A 14731-nucleotide genomic window follows, 5' to 3' on the forward strand; every position below is an offset into this window, starting at 1 on the left:
TTGAACCGCTGTAGGAGTTACTGATGGAAATCGTCACTGAATTTGCTTACACCGTGCGCGAAATCGAGCACTGCCTGATCCCCTTGAAGGACGGCACCCAACTGGCGGCCCGCATCTGGTTACCGGAAGTCGGCGGCCTGCAAACCTTCCCGGCGATCCTGGAATACCTGCCGTACCGCAAACGCGACGGCACCGCCGTACGCGATGCGCTGACCCACCCGTGGATGGCGGGGCAGGGCTATGTATGTGTGCGGGTGGATATGCGGGGCAACGGTGAATCCCAAGGTTTGATGGCCGATGAATACCTGCTTCAGGAACAGGAAGACGCCCTCGAAGTGATCGACTGGCTGTGCCATCAACCCTGGTGCGACGGTAATGTCGGCATGATGGGCATCTCCTGGGGCGGCTTCAACGGGCTGCAAGTCGCGGCACGCCAGCCCGAGGCGTTGAAGGCGATCATTACCCTGTGCTCCACCGATGATCGCTTTGCCGACGACATCCATTACAAGGGCGGCAATCTGTTGATGGAGAACTTCGGCTGGGCCGCCACCATGCTCAACTTCAGCGCCGCGGTGCCGGATCCTTTGCTGGTGGGCGACGACTGGAAACACCTCTGGCACCAACGCTTGGACGCCATGCCGTTGCTGGCGCAAACCTGGCTGCAACACCAGACCCGCGATGACTATTGGCGCCATGGCTCGGTGTGCGAGGACTATTCGAAGATCAAGGCGGCCGTGTATGCGGTGGGTGGCTGGGGCGATGCCTACCGCAACACCGTTTCGCGCCTGATGCAAAACCTACCAGGCCCGAAGAAAGCCATGATCGGACCTTGGATCCACAAGTACCCGCATTTCGCCGTGCCCAACCCGGCCATCGGCTTCCTGCAAGAGGCCAAGCGCTGGTGGGATCATTGGCTCAAGGGCATCAATAACGGGGTAATGGATGACGCGTCTTGCACCTTTTACCTACAGGATATTCTGCCGCCGAAGGGCAGTTATGCCGAGCGGCCGGGGATCTGGGTGCAGACCTCCGGCTGGCCGGATCCGCAGGTGCAATGGGCGGATTTCAGTCTCGGCGAACAGGGCCTGAGTGCAGGCTCACTGCCATTGGCGGCGCCGCGCAGCATCTGCTCGCCGCTGACCACCGGCCTGCACCAAGGCGAATACTGCGCCATCTGGTTTGGCCCCGATGGACCGACGGATCAACGTCGTGATGACGCCCACTCGCTGTGCTTCGACTCCCAGGTGCTGACCGAGCCGCTGTCGTTGCTCGGCGATGCACGTCTTAAGTTGCGCCTGGCAAGTGACACCGCCTGTGGTCAATTGGTCGCCCGGCTGAATGCGATAGCGCCGGACGGGCAAGTCACGCAGATCAGTTACGGGGTACTCAATCTCACACTGCGTGAGGATTTTTCCCAGGTAACACCTGTAGTCCCCGGTGAGCCCATGGACGTGCAGTTAAACCTCGACCACATCGGCATGCGCCTGCCCGTCGGCTACCGTTTGCGTCTTGCCCTTAGTACCGCGAGTTTCCCGTTACTGTGGCCGAGCCGTGAGCTGACCACTCTGACGTTGCTGCCGAGTCTGCAAAGCCTGCAACTGCCGATATTCAAAGGCGAGGCGGTGGACTGCCCGTTCGAAGCGCCACAGTCGGCTACGCCGGTGGCGATGGACGTCCTACGCGCCGCTGCGCCGAAACGCACCTTGATCGAAGACGTGGGCAGTGGCGAAGTCTCCGTGAAAATCGAAGATGACTTGGGTTCAGTGCGGTTTACCGACCACGGCTTGTCGGTGGACCAGCGTTGCACTGAGCAATACCGCACTTTGCCCTGGGATCCGCTGTCGACGCGGGCCGATATCGAATGGCACTACCGAGTCGGCCGCGACCAGTGGGCCGTGGAGGTGGAAAGCCAATTGAGCGTGCACGCCGACGCCGAGTGGTTCTACATCGAAGCGGAGCAGACCGCCTGGGAAAACGGCCAGTTGGAACACCGTCGGCAATGGAGTAAACGCGTGGCCAGGGTCGCACTCTGAGCAGGCAACTGGCAGGATGCTCGCCAACGTGATCTCTGCGGGCCTGGGGTAACCTGGGCCCGTCATTGCCAATGGACTTGCTCATGTCGCGCCGTAACGTCGATCTTCCTCCCCTCAATTGCTTGCAGACCTTTGAAGCGGCGGCCCGCCATTTGAGCTTTACCCAGGCCGCCCATGAATTGAACCTGACCCAGAGCGCGGTCAGCCGCCAGGTCAAACGCCTCGAAGAAGACCTGGCCCGCCCGCTGTTTTATCGGCTGGCCCAGGGCTTGAGCCTGACACCCGCCGGGGTGCGTTATTTTCGAACTGTCCAACGCCTGTTGCGCGAGCTTGACCGCGAGTCCGCCGAGTTGCGCAGGCGCGGTGCCGATCGCCAGTTGACCCTGGCCAGTACGCCCACCATCAGCTCTATCTGGCTGGCCGGTCTGTTGCCGCAGTTCCAGCGCGACCATCCGGACCTGGATATCCGCATCCTGTGCAGCGAAAGCCCCAGCCATCTGGATGTCAGCGAATATGACCTGGGCTTGTTCTATCACTTGGATGAACTGGCCGCGCCCCACGGCCTTGAGCTGTCGCCGGTGTTCGACAGCGAGCAGGTCATCGCCGTGTGCAGCCCCGGTTACCTTGAGCGCCATGGCCCGATTCGCGACCTGCATCACCTGTTGCACGCTCACACCTTTCTGATCGTGGAAGACCACCACCACGACTGGCTGACTTGGGCCGACTGGTTTGCTGACGCGGGCGCCGATTACTACTCGCCGCGCCATGCCTTGCGCACCAACAGCTATCAACTGTTGATGCAATCGGCGGTGATGGGCCACGGCGTCGCCCTGGGGTGGAAGCGCTTGCTGGAAAGCGACCTCGACTCCGGGCGCCTGCAAATGGCCTTGCCCCACAGCATGCACAGTCGCGGTCGCTTGCACCTGATGCAGCCGCATCATCGCAATCCACCCGCGGCGGTGCGCAGTTTTCGTCAGTGGTTGCGGGCCCGTACCGCAGAGGCTGGGCTCCCTGACTGAAGGTCAGTGCTGACTGGTTTTTTGTTTTTGATCTGGCGCGTCGCCAGGTGTTCGAAGCAAAAAGACGCGGTGCCGAACACGGCGATCAGGGTGAGTACGATCATGCCGAGGGTTGAGCCTTCCACGGTGATTTCCTGCGGGTGATGGGGTAGGTGCTCACGGTAGAGGCGGGGTGAAAATGGCTCAATAGACCCGACGCAATCCTTACACCGTCGGGTCCATTGTTACGCATTCTTTATGGCGCGTTGCGGCTGTGGCGGTAATCGCTGACCGCTTCATACACGGCTTTGCGCAAACGGTTGATACCGCCGATGGGGCGGTGCTCCGCTACGCCGAACCAGGGGTTGAAGGACTGGTTGTCGCACGCCAGGTTCTGCTCGGGCGTGTCGAAATCCTGCGCCGGGATATGCACCTTCGCCACGGTTTCATACGGCGCATCGCTTTCTTTCCATTCGATGCTGGTGTCTTCGATCGGCATGAATTTCTGCGGGTTCTGGCGCTGGATCTGCAGCACGAAACACGCGGGCACGCGGTCGGTGGACAACTGCTGGCTCAAGGCGCTGCGTAGGAAATTTGGCAGGTCCTGGTTTTGTTTCGGCAGTTGATACTCCGGGCAGTTTTGCGGGTCGGGCGCGACGCGGAATTTGGCGTTGGCCGTGCCGAACTTGTAGGGCGAAACTGAAAAGTACGTAGTCTGCGTCGGGCTGGCCGGTGCGGGTGCGAGGGTCGCCAGGGCGATGAACAAGTGACGCACTTGCCAGCTGCGCGGGTCGGCCTTGGGGAAGAACGCCAGCACCTTCTTGCCGTCCGCCTGCGCGCCGATGTTCTGCGCGTACTCCGCCACATCGCTGACAAAGAAGTTCGGGTGGCTGAACATTACGAAGTCTTGTTCCGTGCGCGTCTGCTGGTCGGCCAGCAGCTGCTTGCCCGGCACATCCAGTAACTTGAGCGCCATGCCGCGGGCATCACGGATGCTGTCGAACTGCGGGTAAGCGTTGCCGTTGGACAACCGCATCATCGCCTGCCAGGTCTTGCCCGGTTCGGCGAACACGCCCTGGCGCAGTGCCGGGTCGAGATCGGCGAGCACGCTGACTTCGGCTTTCACGCAACCGTGGGCCTTGGCGTGGGCATCACGCAGGTAGCGCGTGCCTTCGCGGTGTTGGTCGACGATGCGCACCGCCGTCTGGATGATGCCTTGGGTCATCGCCGCTTCGCCCGCTGGGATTTGCTCATTTGGTGACACCGGGCCGCTGTGTTGCCAGGCGTACCAGGCGGTCGCCGCCAGCCAACCGAGTAGGCCGAGGCCCACCAGCCACAGCAAGGTTTTGCCGAGAAATGCGCCGATGCGCAGCCAGAGGCGGCCGAGCAGGGAAGGTCGGTCGTAAGGGGATCGAATCATCATGGCAGTTGTTGCTCCAGCGGGCCGCCCAGCACTTTAAGGTATTCCAGCAGCGCCCAGCGTTCCTGCGGTAGCAGGCCACGGCCGATCACGCCATTGCCACGACTGCCGGCACGGAATTCGTGGCCGCTGTTGTGGTTGCCGGTGATTTTGGTATCGAACAGGAAGGCATTCTTGAACGCGCCGGTTTCAAAACCGAGATGGCGCGGGTCGTAGTCGAAAGTGCCTTTATAGAACGTGGTGCTGCGCTCGTCCTGGGGCGAGAGCAACTGGTAGAGCGTCGGCACCGAACCGTTATGCAGGAACGGCGGCGTCGCCCAGACGCCAGCCAGTGGCCGCGCCTTGTAGGCGCGCAACTCGCGTACGCCGATGGGCAGGCCGTAACCGTCCAGGCGCGGGCGCTCGGCCGGCGTCACGCCGGCGGCGCGGTAGGCATGCTCTTCGACGAAGGCGGTAACGTAGGCCAGGCCCTTGGCCACGGACATTTTTTTCAGGTCCAGTGGCTCGGTCGGCGCGGGGTGCAGTTCGACGTTCAGCGTGGCCAGTTCCGCGGGGTCCCATTGCAGGGCGCTGAGGTCGTAGCGCTGGTCGGCAATGTTGCTGGCGGTGCCGGGGTCGGTACCGATGTAGTCCACGGGCAGCATTTTAAGCTGCTGCACCGGCCGCCCGTTTTCCTGGGTGACGTTGGGCACGTGGCAGCCGGCGCAGTGCTCGGCGAACAGTGTGCGGCCTTGGGCTGCGAGCGGTTTGTCGACGGCGCCGAACAGGTCCTCGGGCCAGGTTGGTGGCTTGAGGCGTTGCAGGGTTTCTTCGATCAGGTTGAGGTCGCGCACGCGGACGCTGGACGGGTAGCGCGCATCGCCCTGGAGCGGCTGGCCGGCGGCGTCGAAAAAGGTCAGGGTCGCGCCTACGCCCAGGGCTTCACCGATATTGCGCGCCATGGGTTGCTGGGCCGAGCCGTTCCATTGCACCCAGTCGAATGTCCAGATATCCCAGAGTTGTGGGTAGTCCACCGGTGCATTGGCGACGCGATAATTGTCCGGGGAAATCGCGTCGCCAAAGCTGGCGTTGGCGATACGGCCAAAGGCGTCCGTGCGGCCGGGGCCTTCTTCGGTGGGGTAGAGACCACGGTGAGTGTCGTTCCAGGCCACTTTGAGAAACTTGTTCAGGGACTGCTTGAAGTCCTCGCGCAGTTGTTTGTGCTCAGCGTCATAGCGATTTCCCAGCACTTGGCGGGCGAAGCGCTCGAACTTCCATGGGTTGTAGTAGGTAGCCGCAAGGCTGGCGACCAGGGCTTGGCCGAAACTGCCGCCGCGCAAGGTTGGCACACTGGATGGCAGCACGTGCTGGGCGGAACCGCCGTCGACGCGTAGCGCCTGGTTTTTGAAGTGCAACTCGCCGGTGTGGCAGGCGGCACAGGTGATATCCAGGTACTCGACGTTGCTGCCGGCGTTCTTGTGTCGGGCGAAACCTACCGGCAGATTGCCGGGGTTTTGCGCGGTCGGCAGCTGTTTGGGATCGACCAGGAAACCGAAGCGCGCGAGGTAATCCGGCGTGGCAAAACGGCGCTCGGAAAACGGCAGTTCCAGGGCGGTGAACCAGTCGTAGTGCAGGCCTTTTACTTGAGTGCCTTGGGGCGTGAAGTAATAAGTCTGGCGGTCGGCGGCACTCCATTGGTCCTGATAGTGCACCTGCTCCACGGGCACGTATTCCGGCAGCTTGGGGTTGACGGTGTAATAGAGCACCACGGCCAGTAATAGGACCAGAATCGTGAATGTCAGCAGTAATACACGGGAAAAAATGCGCAAGATAGCTATCCTTGTCTCGGTCTTGTCGAGGAGTCGTGTTGTTATGCCACTACGCCACAAGTGCGGCAAGTGGCCATGAGCCTGGTAGTCGGCGGTCCCACGATCCTTCGTGGGGCCCCATCATGAATGAAAATGCTTTTAAAGACGTGAACTTATCAGAAGTTTCCTGCTCACATGCCGGTAGCCATTGGTCGTGGCCGCCTGATAAGCTCGCGACTTTATTCGAATGCCCTTTTGGCGCATGAACAAGGAAATAGCATGAAACAGCATCGGTTGGCGGCGGCGGTGGCCCTGGTTAGCCTGGTACTTGCGGGTTGTGATTCGCAGACCAGCGTAGAGCTGAAAACCCCGGCGCAGAAAGCTTCCTACGGCATCGGCCTGAACATGGGCAAGAGCCTTGCTCAGGAAGGCATGGATGACCTGGATTCCAAAGCAGTAGCCCAAGGCATTGAAGATGCCGTCGGCAAAAAAGAGCAGAAGCTCAAAGACGACGAGCTGGTTGAAGCGTTTGCCGCACTGCAAAAACGTGCTGAAGAACGCATGACCAAAATGAGTGAAGAATCGGCAACCGCCGGCAAGAAATTCCTCGAAGACAACGCCAAGAAAGACGGCGTCGTCACCACCGCTTCCGGTCTGCAGTACAAGATCATCAAGAAAGCCGATGGCGCACAGCCTAAGCCGACTGACGTGGTGACTGTGCACTACACCGGCAAGCTCACCAACGGCACTACCTTTGACAGCTCCGTGGATCGCGGTAGCCCGATTGACCTGCCAGTCAGCGGCGTGATCCCAGGTTGGGTCGAAGGCCTGCAACTGATGCACGTTGGCGAGAAGGTCGAGCTGTACATCCCGTCCGACCTGGCCTACGGCGCCCAGAGCCCGAGCCCAGCGATTCCAGCCAACTCCGTGCTGGTATTCGACCTGGAACTGCTGGGCATCAAGGACCCAGCCAAGGCTGAAGCCCCTGCAACCCCAGCAGCACCAGCCGCCAAGAAGTAATAGGCGCCTGAACACACAACGCCCCGTCTCGACGGGGCGTTGTTGTTTCCGGGGGCTGCAGTTTCGGGTATCTACACGATCTTGTAGTGAGCGGGCCCATGTCCACAGGCTGTGCAAATCCAAACGAACGTCCACACCTGGCAACAGTCTGATATAAAACCCGAGCATGGCTAGCCGCACAGCAACACCAAGTCAATGAAATCTTGGGTTTTTTTAATGTGCGCAAAAAACGCCCGATCTGACTGAAAGCCTTGTAAGTCGTGGCTTTCAGCCGATAAAACAGGCTCTGTTCACAAGGTTATCCACAATTTGTGTGGATAACCTTTTATGTTGACTGGAACTGGAGTGACAGATGAAACCACCCTTCAATTTCACCCGTTTCCTGCCCATCGCCGCACGCCTGCTGGGTCGTGGGCGTTTACCGACGCTGCTGTTCGCTGTCGCCGCCAAAGGCTCCAGCCAGGGCAATCGCCTGGGCAAGCTCAAGGATGACTTCAAGTTGCTCCAGGCCCTATGCCTGGCCTACTGGCGTGGCGAGTACCGCGCAATCAGTCCCAAGGCGCTGATTTCAGTGGTCGCAGGGCTGATGTATTTCCTGAGCCCGATTGACGCGATCCCGGACTTTATACCCATGTTCGGCATGCTCGACGACATCGCCGTGCTGGCATGGGTCATGAAGACCCTGGACGGCGAACTGAGCGCTTTTCGCGCCTGGCGTGACGCCCAGCGTCCGGAAAAGCTCGCCGTGGTTGAGCGTCTGCCAGCGACGCCAGCCCTGTTGGCCAAGGAAAACCCGCAAAAAAACGGATGACACGGCATATCCCCCTGCGACCTTTGTGGCTGTTAGGATTACACTCCTAAGGAAAGAGCTTACTCAGTAAGTGTTGTTATCCTACGGGGCAGTCATGGATATTCAGATAATTTCACGGAATGGCGAACCCGAATACGCGGTGTTGCCATGGGATCAGTATCAGGCGCTGCTAAAAGCTGCCGGTCAGCAACAACCTTCGCCACCTCCTTCTTCTACTGCCCAAGCCGCTCCCGAGCAGGGTCTGCGCCCGCTCGCAGACTTGCGCGACCTGCGCGAAGCCAAAGGCCTGGCGGTCGAGACCCTGGCCCGCACCGTGGGTATCAGCCCCTCGTATCTCGGATTGATTGAAAGTGGTGAGCGCCAGCCGGATGCGGCGATCCTTCGCAGCCTGGCCTGGGAATTGGGCGTTGCAGGTTGGAGGGATGAATCTTGAGCCTACGTATCAGTCGTCAACACTGGGATGGGTTACTCAATGAACTGGACCAGGCGCGCCGCCAGCGCCATCTGTTGACTTACCGCGCGTTGCTGGAGCGCTTGCAGTTCCCCACGCCGGCCATGCAAACCCTGGCCGCCGCCCTGGAACACCTGGCCGCGCTGGACGCCAAGGCCGAGCAGCCGTTGCGCAGCTCGCTGGTGATCAGCCAGGGCGCCAGCCGCCTGCCGCGTACCGGTTTCTTTGAATGTGTGGAGCGCCTGGGGCGATTCAGCGGGCCATCCGACGGTGTGGCCGCGGCCTCCTGGCACGCCTCGGAAGTGGTGCGGGTATTCGAATACGAGTACCCGGAGTCTGCCGAGGCCTAGAGCGCCGGGGACAAGGTGTCCATGCTGTCGATCACATGGATGCTGTAGCCGGCGACATTCTTGGCGTGATGTTTGGCTTGCGACGCCAGCTCCGCCAACTGACTGGCATCGAGTTGTCCACAGGCCTGTGGATACAAATGCACGACACCGATGGACAGCGACAGCAGCGCAAATTCCTGACGCACGCCTTGGCGGTTCAGTGCCACGAAACAGCCGGCATCAAGGTGTTCAGCGCGGTAGAAACGCCGGCATTGGGTGTGGAAGTCATCCAGCAGTTGATTGAGCCGTTTGCGCCAGTCCTGTGGGCCCAGTACCAACAAAAAGTCATCGCCACCGATGTGCCCGACAAAGTCGCGGCTAGGGTCTACGCGGTCGTTCAAGCACTGCGCCAGGCACAACAACACCTCATCCCCGCGCCCGTAGCCGTAGATATCGTTGAACGGCTTGAAACTGTCGATATCCACGTAGCAGATCACCGATTCGCGCTGTTGTTGCAGCAAGCGCGTGAGGCATTGCTGGATCGGCACGTTGCCCGGTAATAGGGTGAGTGGGTTGGCGTAGCGCGCTTGCTGGATTTTCAGCTCGGTGATCAGCTTGAGTACGTCGATCACTCGGCCCAGGCCCAAGTAGTCGCCATTGAGCGTAATAATGAAATCTTCTTCGATGCGTTGCCGTGCGCGGCTGGTGAGCAAGCGACTGACCTGTTGCAGGGACTGGCTCAGCTCCACCGCCAGAAAGTCGGTACTCATCAAGCGGCTGATGGGCTTGCGCGCAAACAGGTCGGTGGCGAACGGCTTGAGCAGCGCATCTGACAGCGAATGCCGGTGGACGATGCCGATCGGGTGCCCGCGCCCATCCAGTACGGCCAGGGAATTGAGGTTGGCCTGGCGACGAAACGCTTCGAGCACTTGGGCGGTGGCGGTGTCCTGGTCTACCGCCGGTTGTTCACTGAGCAAGGCGCTGAGGTCACTGGCTTCATCGTTCAGTGCCACGTTGGCACTGTCGGGCTTGGGTAACATCAGCCGTGCTTCCTGCGGCGGTTGTTCCTGCGGGCGGCAGAGCAGGTAGCCTTGGACCAGGTCGACGCCCATCTCCGTCAGCACCGCCAGCTCCTCGGGCAGCTCGATGCCTTCGGCGATCACTTGGGCGCGCGAAGCCCTGGCGATTTGCAGGATGGAACCGACAAACTCGCGCTTGAGCGCATCCTGATGAATGCCGTCGATGAAGTGCCGGTCGATCTTCACGTAATCCGGGCGCAACTCCGACCACAGCCGCAGGCTGGAATACCCAGCGCCCAAGTCATCCAGGGCAATCGAGAAACCCATGTTGCGGTAGTGGTGCAAGGCAGTTTGCAGCAGGTCGATATCGTTGGTGGGGGTTTGCTCAGTGAGTTCGATCACCACCTGGCTCGGTGGGATGCCGAAGTCATGCAGCAGTTGCAAGGTGCGTCCCGGTTGGTGCGCGGTTTCCATCAGCGATTGTGGCGATACGTTGAGGAACAGCTTGCCCGGTAACTTCTGCTCGCTGAAGCGCCGGCAGGCACTTTCGCGGCACGCGATCTCCAGTTCGCTGAGGCGCCCGGCCTGGCTGGCAATCGAGAACAGGGCGACGGGGGAGTGCAGCGGGCTGTTGGACGGGCCGCGACTGAGGGCTTCGTAGCCGAGGATGCGCCGTTCGGACAGGCTGATGATCGGTTGGAACAGGCTGTGCACACTGCCTTGAGCCAGGATAGAGCCCAGTGCATTCAGCTGTTCTGTCATGGTCATGGCGATCTCGATCGAAAAAAAAGGACCGCAGGCTGAAAACCTGCGGTCCTTCATTTCACGACAGAATGATGTCTATATGATGACACTCCGAGGAGCGATCACATTAAATCGCCATCGTTTACTGTTTGGCCACCTGCTTGGTGATCTTCAGGTAGTCCAGCAGGATCCTGCCAGTCTCGGCCAGGTAGGCGTCATCTTCCGGCTTGGTTTTGTCAGCCTCGGCTGGCAGCGCATCTTCGTCTTCTTTCTTAAGCTCCTTGAGTGGATCTTCACCCTTGGCCTTGCGGCGGATGTTTTCCAGTACAAGCTGCTTGTTCTCGATGTCGGAGTGCTGCGCGCGACGGTCCACTTCGTTCAGGCTGACGGTTTTTTCTTCCATCAGCTTCTTGGCCAGGCCCAGCTTGTCGCGGATGAACACGAACTCGGCATCCTTGGCGGAGCGGGTGTCGTGGTCAGCCTTCAACTGCGCCAGGAACGGCTTGAACGGATCCAACGCCGGCTTGATCGCAGGGCGGATGGTGTCCCACTGCATGGCTTCCGGCAAGGCGCTTTCGCCGATTTCCTTGGTGTCGATGATCGACGGGAAATCGATGTCCGGCAGTACGCCCTGATGCTGGGTGCTCTGCCCGGAAACCCGGTAGAACTTGGCCAGCGTGAGCTTCAGTTCGCCATGGTTCAGCGGCTGGATGGTCTGCACGGTGCCTTTGCCGAAGGTCTGGCCGCCGATGATCAAGGCGCGGTGGTAGTCCTGCATGGCACCGGCGAAAATCTCCGAGGCCGACGCCGAGAGGCGATTGACCAGCAATGCCATCGGGCCTTTGTAGAACGCGCCTGGGTTCTCGTCTTCAAGCACGTCGACACGGCCGTCAGCGTTGCGTACCAACACAGTCGGGCCCTTGTCGATAAACAGGCTGGTCAGCTCGGTGGCTTCTTGCAGGGAGCCGCCGCCGTTGTTGCGCAGGTCGATGACCACGCCGTCGACTTTTTCCTTCTGCAGCTCGGTCAGGATTTTCTTAACGTCGCGGGTGGTGGACTTGTAGTCCGGATCGCCAGCACGGAAGGCCTTGAAGTCCAGGTAGAAGGCCGGGATTTCAATCACGCCCAGCTTGTAGTCCTTGCCATCCTGCTTGAGGTTGAGGACTTTCTTCTGCACGGCCTGGTCTTCGAGCTTCACCGCTTCACGGGTGATCGACACGATCTTGCTGGTCTGGTCGTTTGGTGCATTGGTGTGCGGAATCACTTCCAGGCGCACCACGCTGCCTTTCGGCCCACGGATCAGCTTGACCACTTCGTCGAGGCGCCAGCCGACCACATCGACCATCTCTTTGTCGCCCTGGGCCACACCGATGATCTTGTCAGCCGGGGCGACCTGCTTGGTCTTGTCTGCCGGACCTGCCGGCACCAGACGCACGATCTTGACCTGGTCATTGTCGCTTTGCAGGACGGCACCGATGCCCTCCAGCGACAGACTCATGTTGATATCGAAATTTTCCGCGTTATCTGGCGACAGATAATTGGTGTGCGGGTCGTAGGACATCGCGAACGTGTTGATGTAGGCCTGGAAGATATCTTCGGCACGGGTCTGGTCCAGACGCGCCAATTGATTCTTGTAGCGCTTGGTCAACAGCTCTTGAATCGCCTTTGGTTCTTTGCCTGCGATCTTCAAACGCAGCACTTCGTCCTTGACGCGTTTGCGCCACAGGTCGTCAAGCGCGGCGGTGCTGGTCAGCCAAGGGGCGTCCTTGCGGTCCACCAGAAGGGTTTCCTTCTGGGTGAAGTCGAGCTTGTCGACGCCTTTGTTCAACTCACCCAGGGCGAAGTCCAGACGCGCTTTGACGCGGTCCAGGTAACGCTTGTAGATGGTGAAACTGGGCTGCAGGTCGCCGCTCTTGAGGAAGTCGTCGAACTGCGTCTTCCACTTGTCGAACTCGGCGATATCGCTGGCCAGGAAGTAGCTGCGCGACGGATCCAGCAGCTTGAGGTAGCTCTCATAGATGATCACCGAACGAGCGTCGTCCAGAGGCGGCTTGCTGTAGTGATGACGCTTGAGCAACTCGACGACGTTAAGGCTGGCAATCACCTCATCGCGATCCGGCTGAAGTTTGTCCCAGCTGTTGGCTGCGAACGTATTGGTCGACATCGACGCGAAGCCGAGACCAATGAAAAGAGCGAGGGCGGTGCTGGGGAACAAATGCTTCATGCTGATTCGACGCGGGGGCAATTGATAACGCATATTAGGCCGTCTTTGAGGGAGCCGGTTCCATATGGTCCGGTCGCATAATGCAAAAAGCCCGGCGATACAGCTACGGGCTCAGTCCAGACTCACTATGGAGGCACTGTGAAAGCATTGCAAGGCGTTGACGGTCATGTGGAGTGGTTGGAAGAAGCCAGTCCTACCTGCGATGTAGGCCAAGTTCGCATTCGCGTGGCGGCAGCGGGCCTCAATCGCGCGGATTTATTGCAGCGCGCAGGGCTTTATCCGCCCCCGCCGGGCGCCAGCCACGTGCTGGGCCTGGAGTGTTCCGGGGTGATCAGCGAAGTGGGGGCGGGTTCATCCTGGCAAGTCGGCGACCGCGTTTGCGCGCTGCTGGCCGGGGGTGGCATGGCCGAAGAGGTGGTGGTGGACGCGCGGCATGTGCTGCCTGTCCCGGAGGGCTTGTCGCTGATCGAAGCGGCGGCGTTGCCTGAGGTGTACAGCACGGCGTGGCTCAATCTGTTCCAGCTGGCCAGCCTCAAGCCGGGCGAGAAAGTGTTGTTGCATGCCGGCGCCAGTGGCGTGGGCTCGGCGGCGATCCAGCTGTGCAAGGCGTTTGGCAGCCCGTGCTGGGTCAGCGTCGGCTCGGCGGAACGCTTGGCCTACTGTGAGGCATTGGGCGCCCAAGGCGGCGTGGTGCGTACTGACGGGATCGAAGGCCTGCGGGATTTCGGGCCGTTCGATGTGATCCTCGACCCGGTCGGTGGCAGCTATGCAGCCCTGGACCTCAAGCTGCTGGCGCTGGATGGGCGCTGGGTGTTGATCGGATTGATGGGCGGGCGCGACGCGCAGTTGGACTTGGCGCAGGTGCTCGGCAAGCGTATTCAACTGTTGGGCTCGACCCTGCGAAGCCGCAGTGATCAGTTCAAGGCGGACCTGTTCAGTGATCTGAGCCAGCATGTTTGGCCGTTGTTTGTTGAAGGGCGGTTGAGCCCGCAACTGGCCAAGACCTTTCCGATCGGGGATGCCGAGGCGGCGTTCGCCGAGTTGGCGACCAATCAGATTTCCGGGAAGTTGGTGGTTGTGATTGATGAAACGTTGAACTGATCTCAATTTGGAGTGCAGTCCAAACGTGGGAGCGGGCTTGCTCGCGAAGGCGGGATATCTGTGAAGAATGTTTCATCTGACACACCGCCTTCGCGAGCAAGCCCGCTCCCACATTTTGATCTCTGTTGAATCAGGTCCAGTGGTGGATCGGCCAGCCAGCTTGTTCCGCGTGGGAACGCAACACCGGATCCGGGTTCACCACCTGCGGATGATCCACCTTCAGCAGCAATGGCAAATCATTGCGCGAGTCCGAATAGAAGTACGCGCCTTCCAGCGATTCGCCTTCCTGCTCAAGCCACTCCATCAGTCGGGTGATCTTGCCCTCGCGATACGTCAGCACACCCACCGTCCGTCCGCTGTACACACCATGGCTGACGTCAAGGTTGATCCCCAGCACTTCATCAATGCCGATCCGCGCCGCAATCGGCGTAACCAGATGCGTGCCCGATGCGGAAATCACTAGAATCCGGTCGCCATTCGCACGGTGGCGGGCGATGGTCTTGGTGGCGTCGCTGTAGATCAACGGTTCGATCACGTCCTCGACCCACGGCTCCACCAGATGCTCGATTTCCTCCGGCGTGCGGCCGATCATCGGCTCCAGGCTGAAGTCCATGAAGTCTTCCATCAACAACTTGCCCTGGCTGTAGGCGTCCATCAGTTCATTGTTCTTGCGCATGAACGACTCAGGGTCGACCCAGCCCAGGCGGCCCATCTGCTCGCTCCACAGGGTGGCGCAGTCGCCATGGATCAACGTGTCGTCCAGATCAAAAATTACCAATGCCATCGGTCATGCT

The 14731-nt window shown here is 60.3% G+C and carries 12 protein-coding genes; 7 read left to right on the plus strand and 5 right to left on the minus strand.

Going from position 1 to position 14731, the window contains the following annotated elements:
* Positions 1-23: 23 nt before the first annotated feature.
* Positions 24-2033, plus strand: a complete 2010-nt coding sequence (locus tag AACY44_RS02030) for a CocE/NonD family hydrolase (RefSeq protein ID WP_339529707.1) — start codon at positions 24-26, stop codon at positions 2031-2033.
* An 83-nt stretch (positions 2034-2116) separates the two neighbouring features.
* A complete protein-coding gene (locus AACY44_RS02035) occupies positions 2117-3052 on the plus strand; it encodes a LysR substrate-binding domain-containing protein (protein ID WP_339529709.1) in 936 nt (311 codons plus the stop codon).
* Between the two features lie 235 nt (positions 3053-3287).
* On the opposite strand, the gene AACY44_RS02040 is transcribed toward AACY44_RS02035, so the two are convergent.
* Positions 3288-4454, minus strand: a complete 1167-nt coding sequence (locus tag AACY44_RS02040; protein WP_339414628.1) for a catalase family protein — start codon at positions 4452-4454, stop codon at positions 3288-3290.
* Positions 4451-6259 (minus strand): di-heme-cytochrome C peroxidase, encoded by a 1809-nt coding sequence (locus AACY44_RS02045; protein WP_339529711.1) that lies wholly within the window; start codon positions 6257-6259, stop codon positions 4451-4453. The genes AACY44_RS02040 and AACY44_RS02045 overlap by 4 nt, the downstream gene beginning before the upstream one ends.
* Before the next feature lie 258 nt (positions 6260-6517).
* On the opposite strand from AACY44_RS02045, the gene AACY44_RS02050 reads away from it, so the two are divergent.
* The 4 genes from AACY44_RS02050 to AACY44_RS02065 all read left to right on the plus strand — a co-directional run bounded on the left by AACY44_RS02050 (position 6518) and on the right by AACY44_RS02065 (position 8870).
* Positions 6518-7258, plus strand: coding sequence for an FKBP-type peptidyl-prolyl cis-trans isomerase (locus tag AACY44_RS02050; RefSeq protein WP_339414626.1), 741 nt, complete (start codon positions 6518-6520; stop codon positions 7256-7258).
* Between the two features lie 352 nt (positions 7259-7610).
* The gene (locus tag AACY44_RS02055) at positions 7611-8069 is read left to right on the plus strand and encodes a YkvA family protein (protein WP_339414625.1); all 459 of its coding nucleotides are present in this window, start codon (positions 7611-7613) and stop codon (positions 8067-8069) included.
* A gap of 94 nt (positions 8070-8163) precedes the next feature.
* Positions 8164-8502, plus strand: a complete 339-nt coding sequence (locus AACY44_RS02060; RefSeq protein WP_339529713.1) for a helix-turn-helix domain-containing protein — start codon at positions 8164-8166, stop codon at positions 8500-8502.
* Positions 8499-8870: a hypothetical protein gene (locus AACY44_RS02065; RefSeq protein ID WP_005786715.1), complete on the plus strand. Its 372-nt coding sequence runs from the start codon at positions 8499-8501 to the stop codon at positions 8868-8870. The genes AACY44_RS02060 and AACY44_RS02065 overlap by 4 nt, the downstream gene beginning before the upstream one ends.
* Here AACY44_RS02065 and AACY44_RS02070 read toward each other — a convergent pair.
* Together AACY44_RS02070 and AACY44_RS02075 are read right to left on the minus strand one after the other, a co-directional pair.
* On the minus strand, positions 8867-10636 hold the full coding sequence (locus tag AACY44_RS02070; RefSeq protein ID WP_065872617.1) for a bifunctional diguanylate cyclase/phosphodiesterase: 1770 nt from the start codon (positions 10634-10636) through the stop codon (positions 8867-8869). The two genes, AACY44_RS02065 and AACY44_RS02070, sit on opposite strands and share 4 nt — an antisense overlap.
* A 118-nt stretch (positions 10637-10754) precedes the next feature.
* The gene (locus tag AACY44_RS02075) at positions 10755-12836 is read right to left on the minus strand and encodes a carboxy terminal-processing peptidase (RefSeq protein WP_339414623.1); all 2082 of its coding nucleotides are present in this window, start codon (positions 12834-12836) and stop codon (positions 10755-10757) included.
* 138 nt (positions 12837-12974) lie between these two features.
* On the opposite strand from AACY44_RS02075, the gene AACY44_RS02080 reads away from it, so the two are divergent.
* Complete coding sequence (locus tag AACY44_RS02080; protein WP_339414622.1) at positions 12975-13937, plus strand: zinc-binding dehydrogenase; 963 nt, start codon at positions 12975-12977, stop codon at positions 13935-13937.
* 130 nt (positions 13938-14067) lie between these two features.
* Here AACY44_RS02080 and AACY44_RS02085 read toward each other — a convergent pair whose 3' ends face one another.
* Positions 14068-14721: an HAD family hydrolase gene (locus AACY44_RS02085; protein WP_339529715.1), complete on the minus strand. Its 654-nt coding sequence runs from the start codon at positions 14719-14721 to the stop codon at positions 14068-14070.
* Positions 14722-14731 lie beyond the last annotated feature (10 nt).

The organism is Pseudomonas sp. RA_15y_Pfl1_P11, from assembly GCF_963970975.1.
In the GTDB taxonomy this organism is placed as follows: domain Bacteria; phylum Pseudomonadota; class Gammaproteobacteria; order Pseudomonadales; family Pseudomonadaceae; genus Aquipseudomonas; species Aquipseudomonas tritici.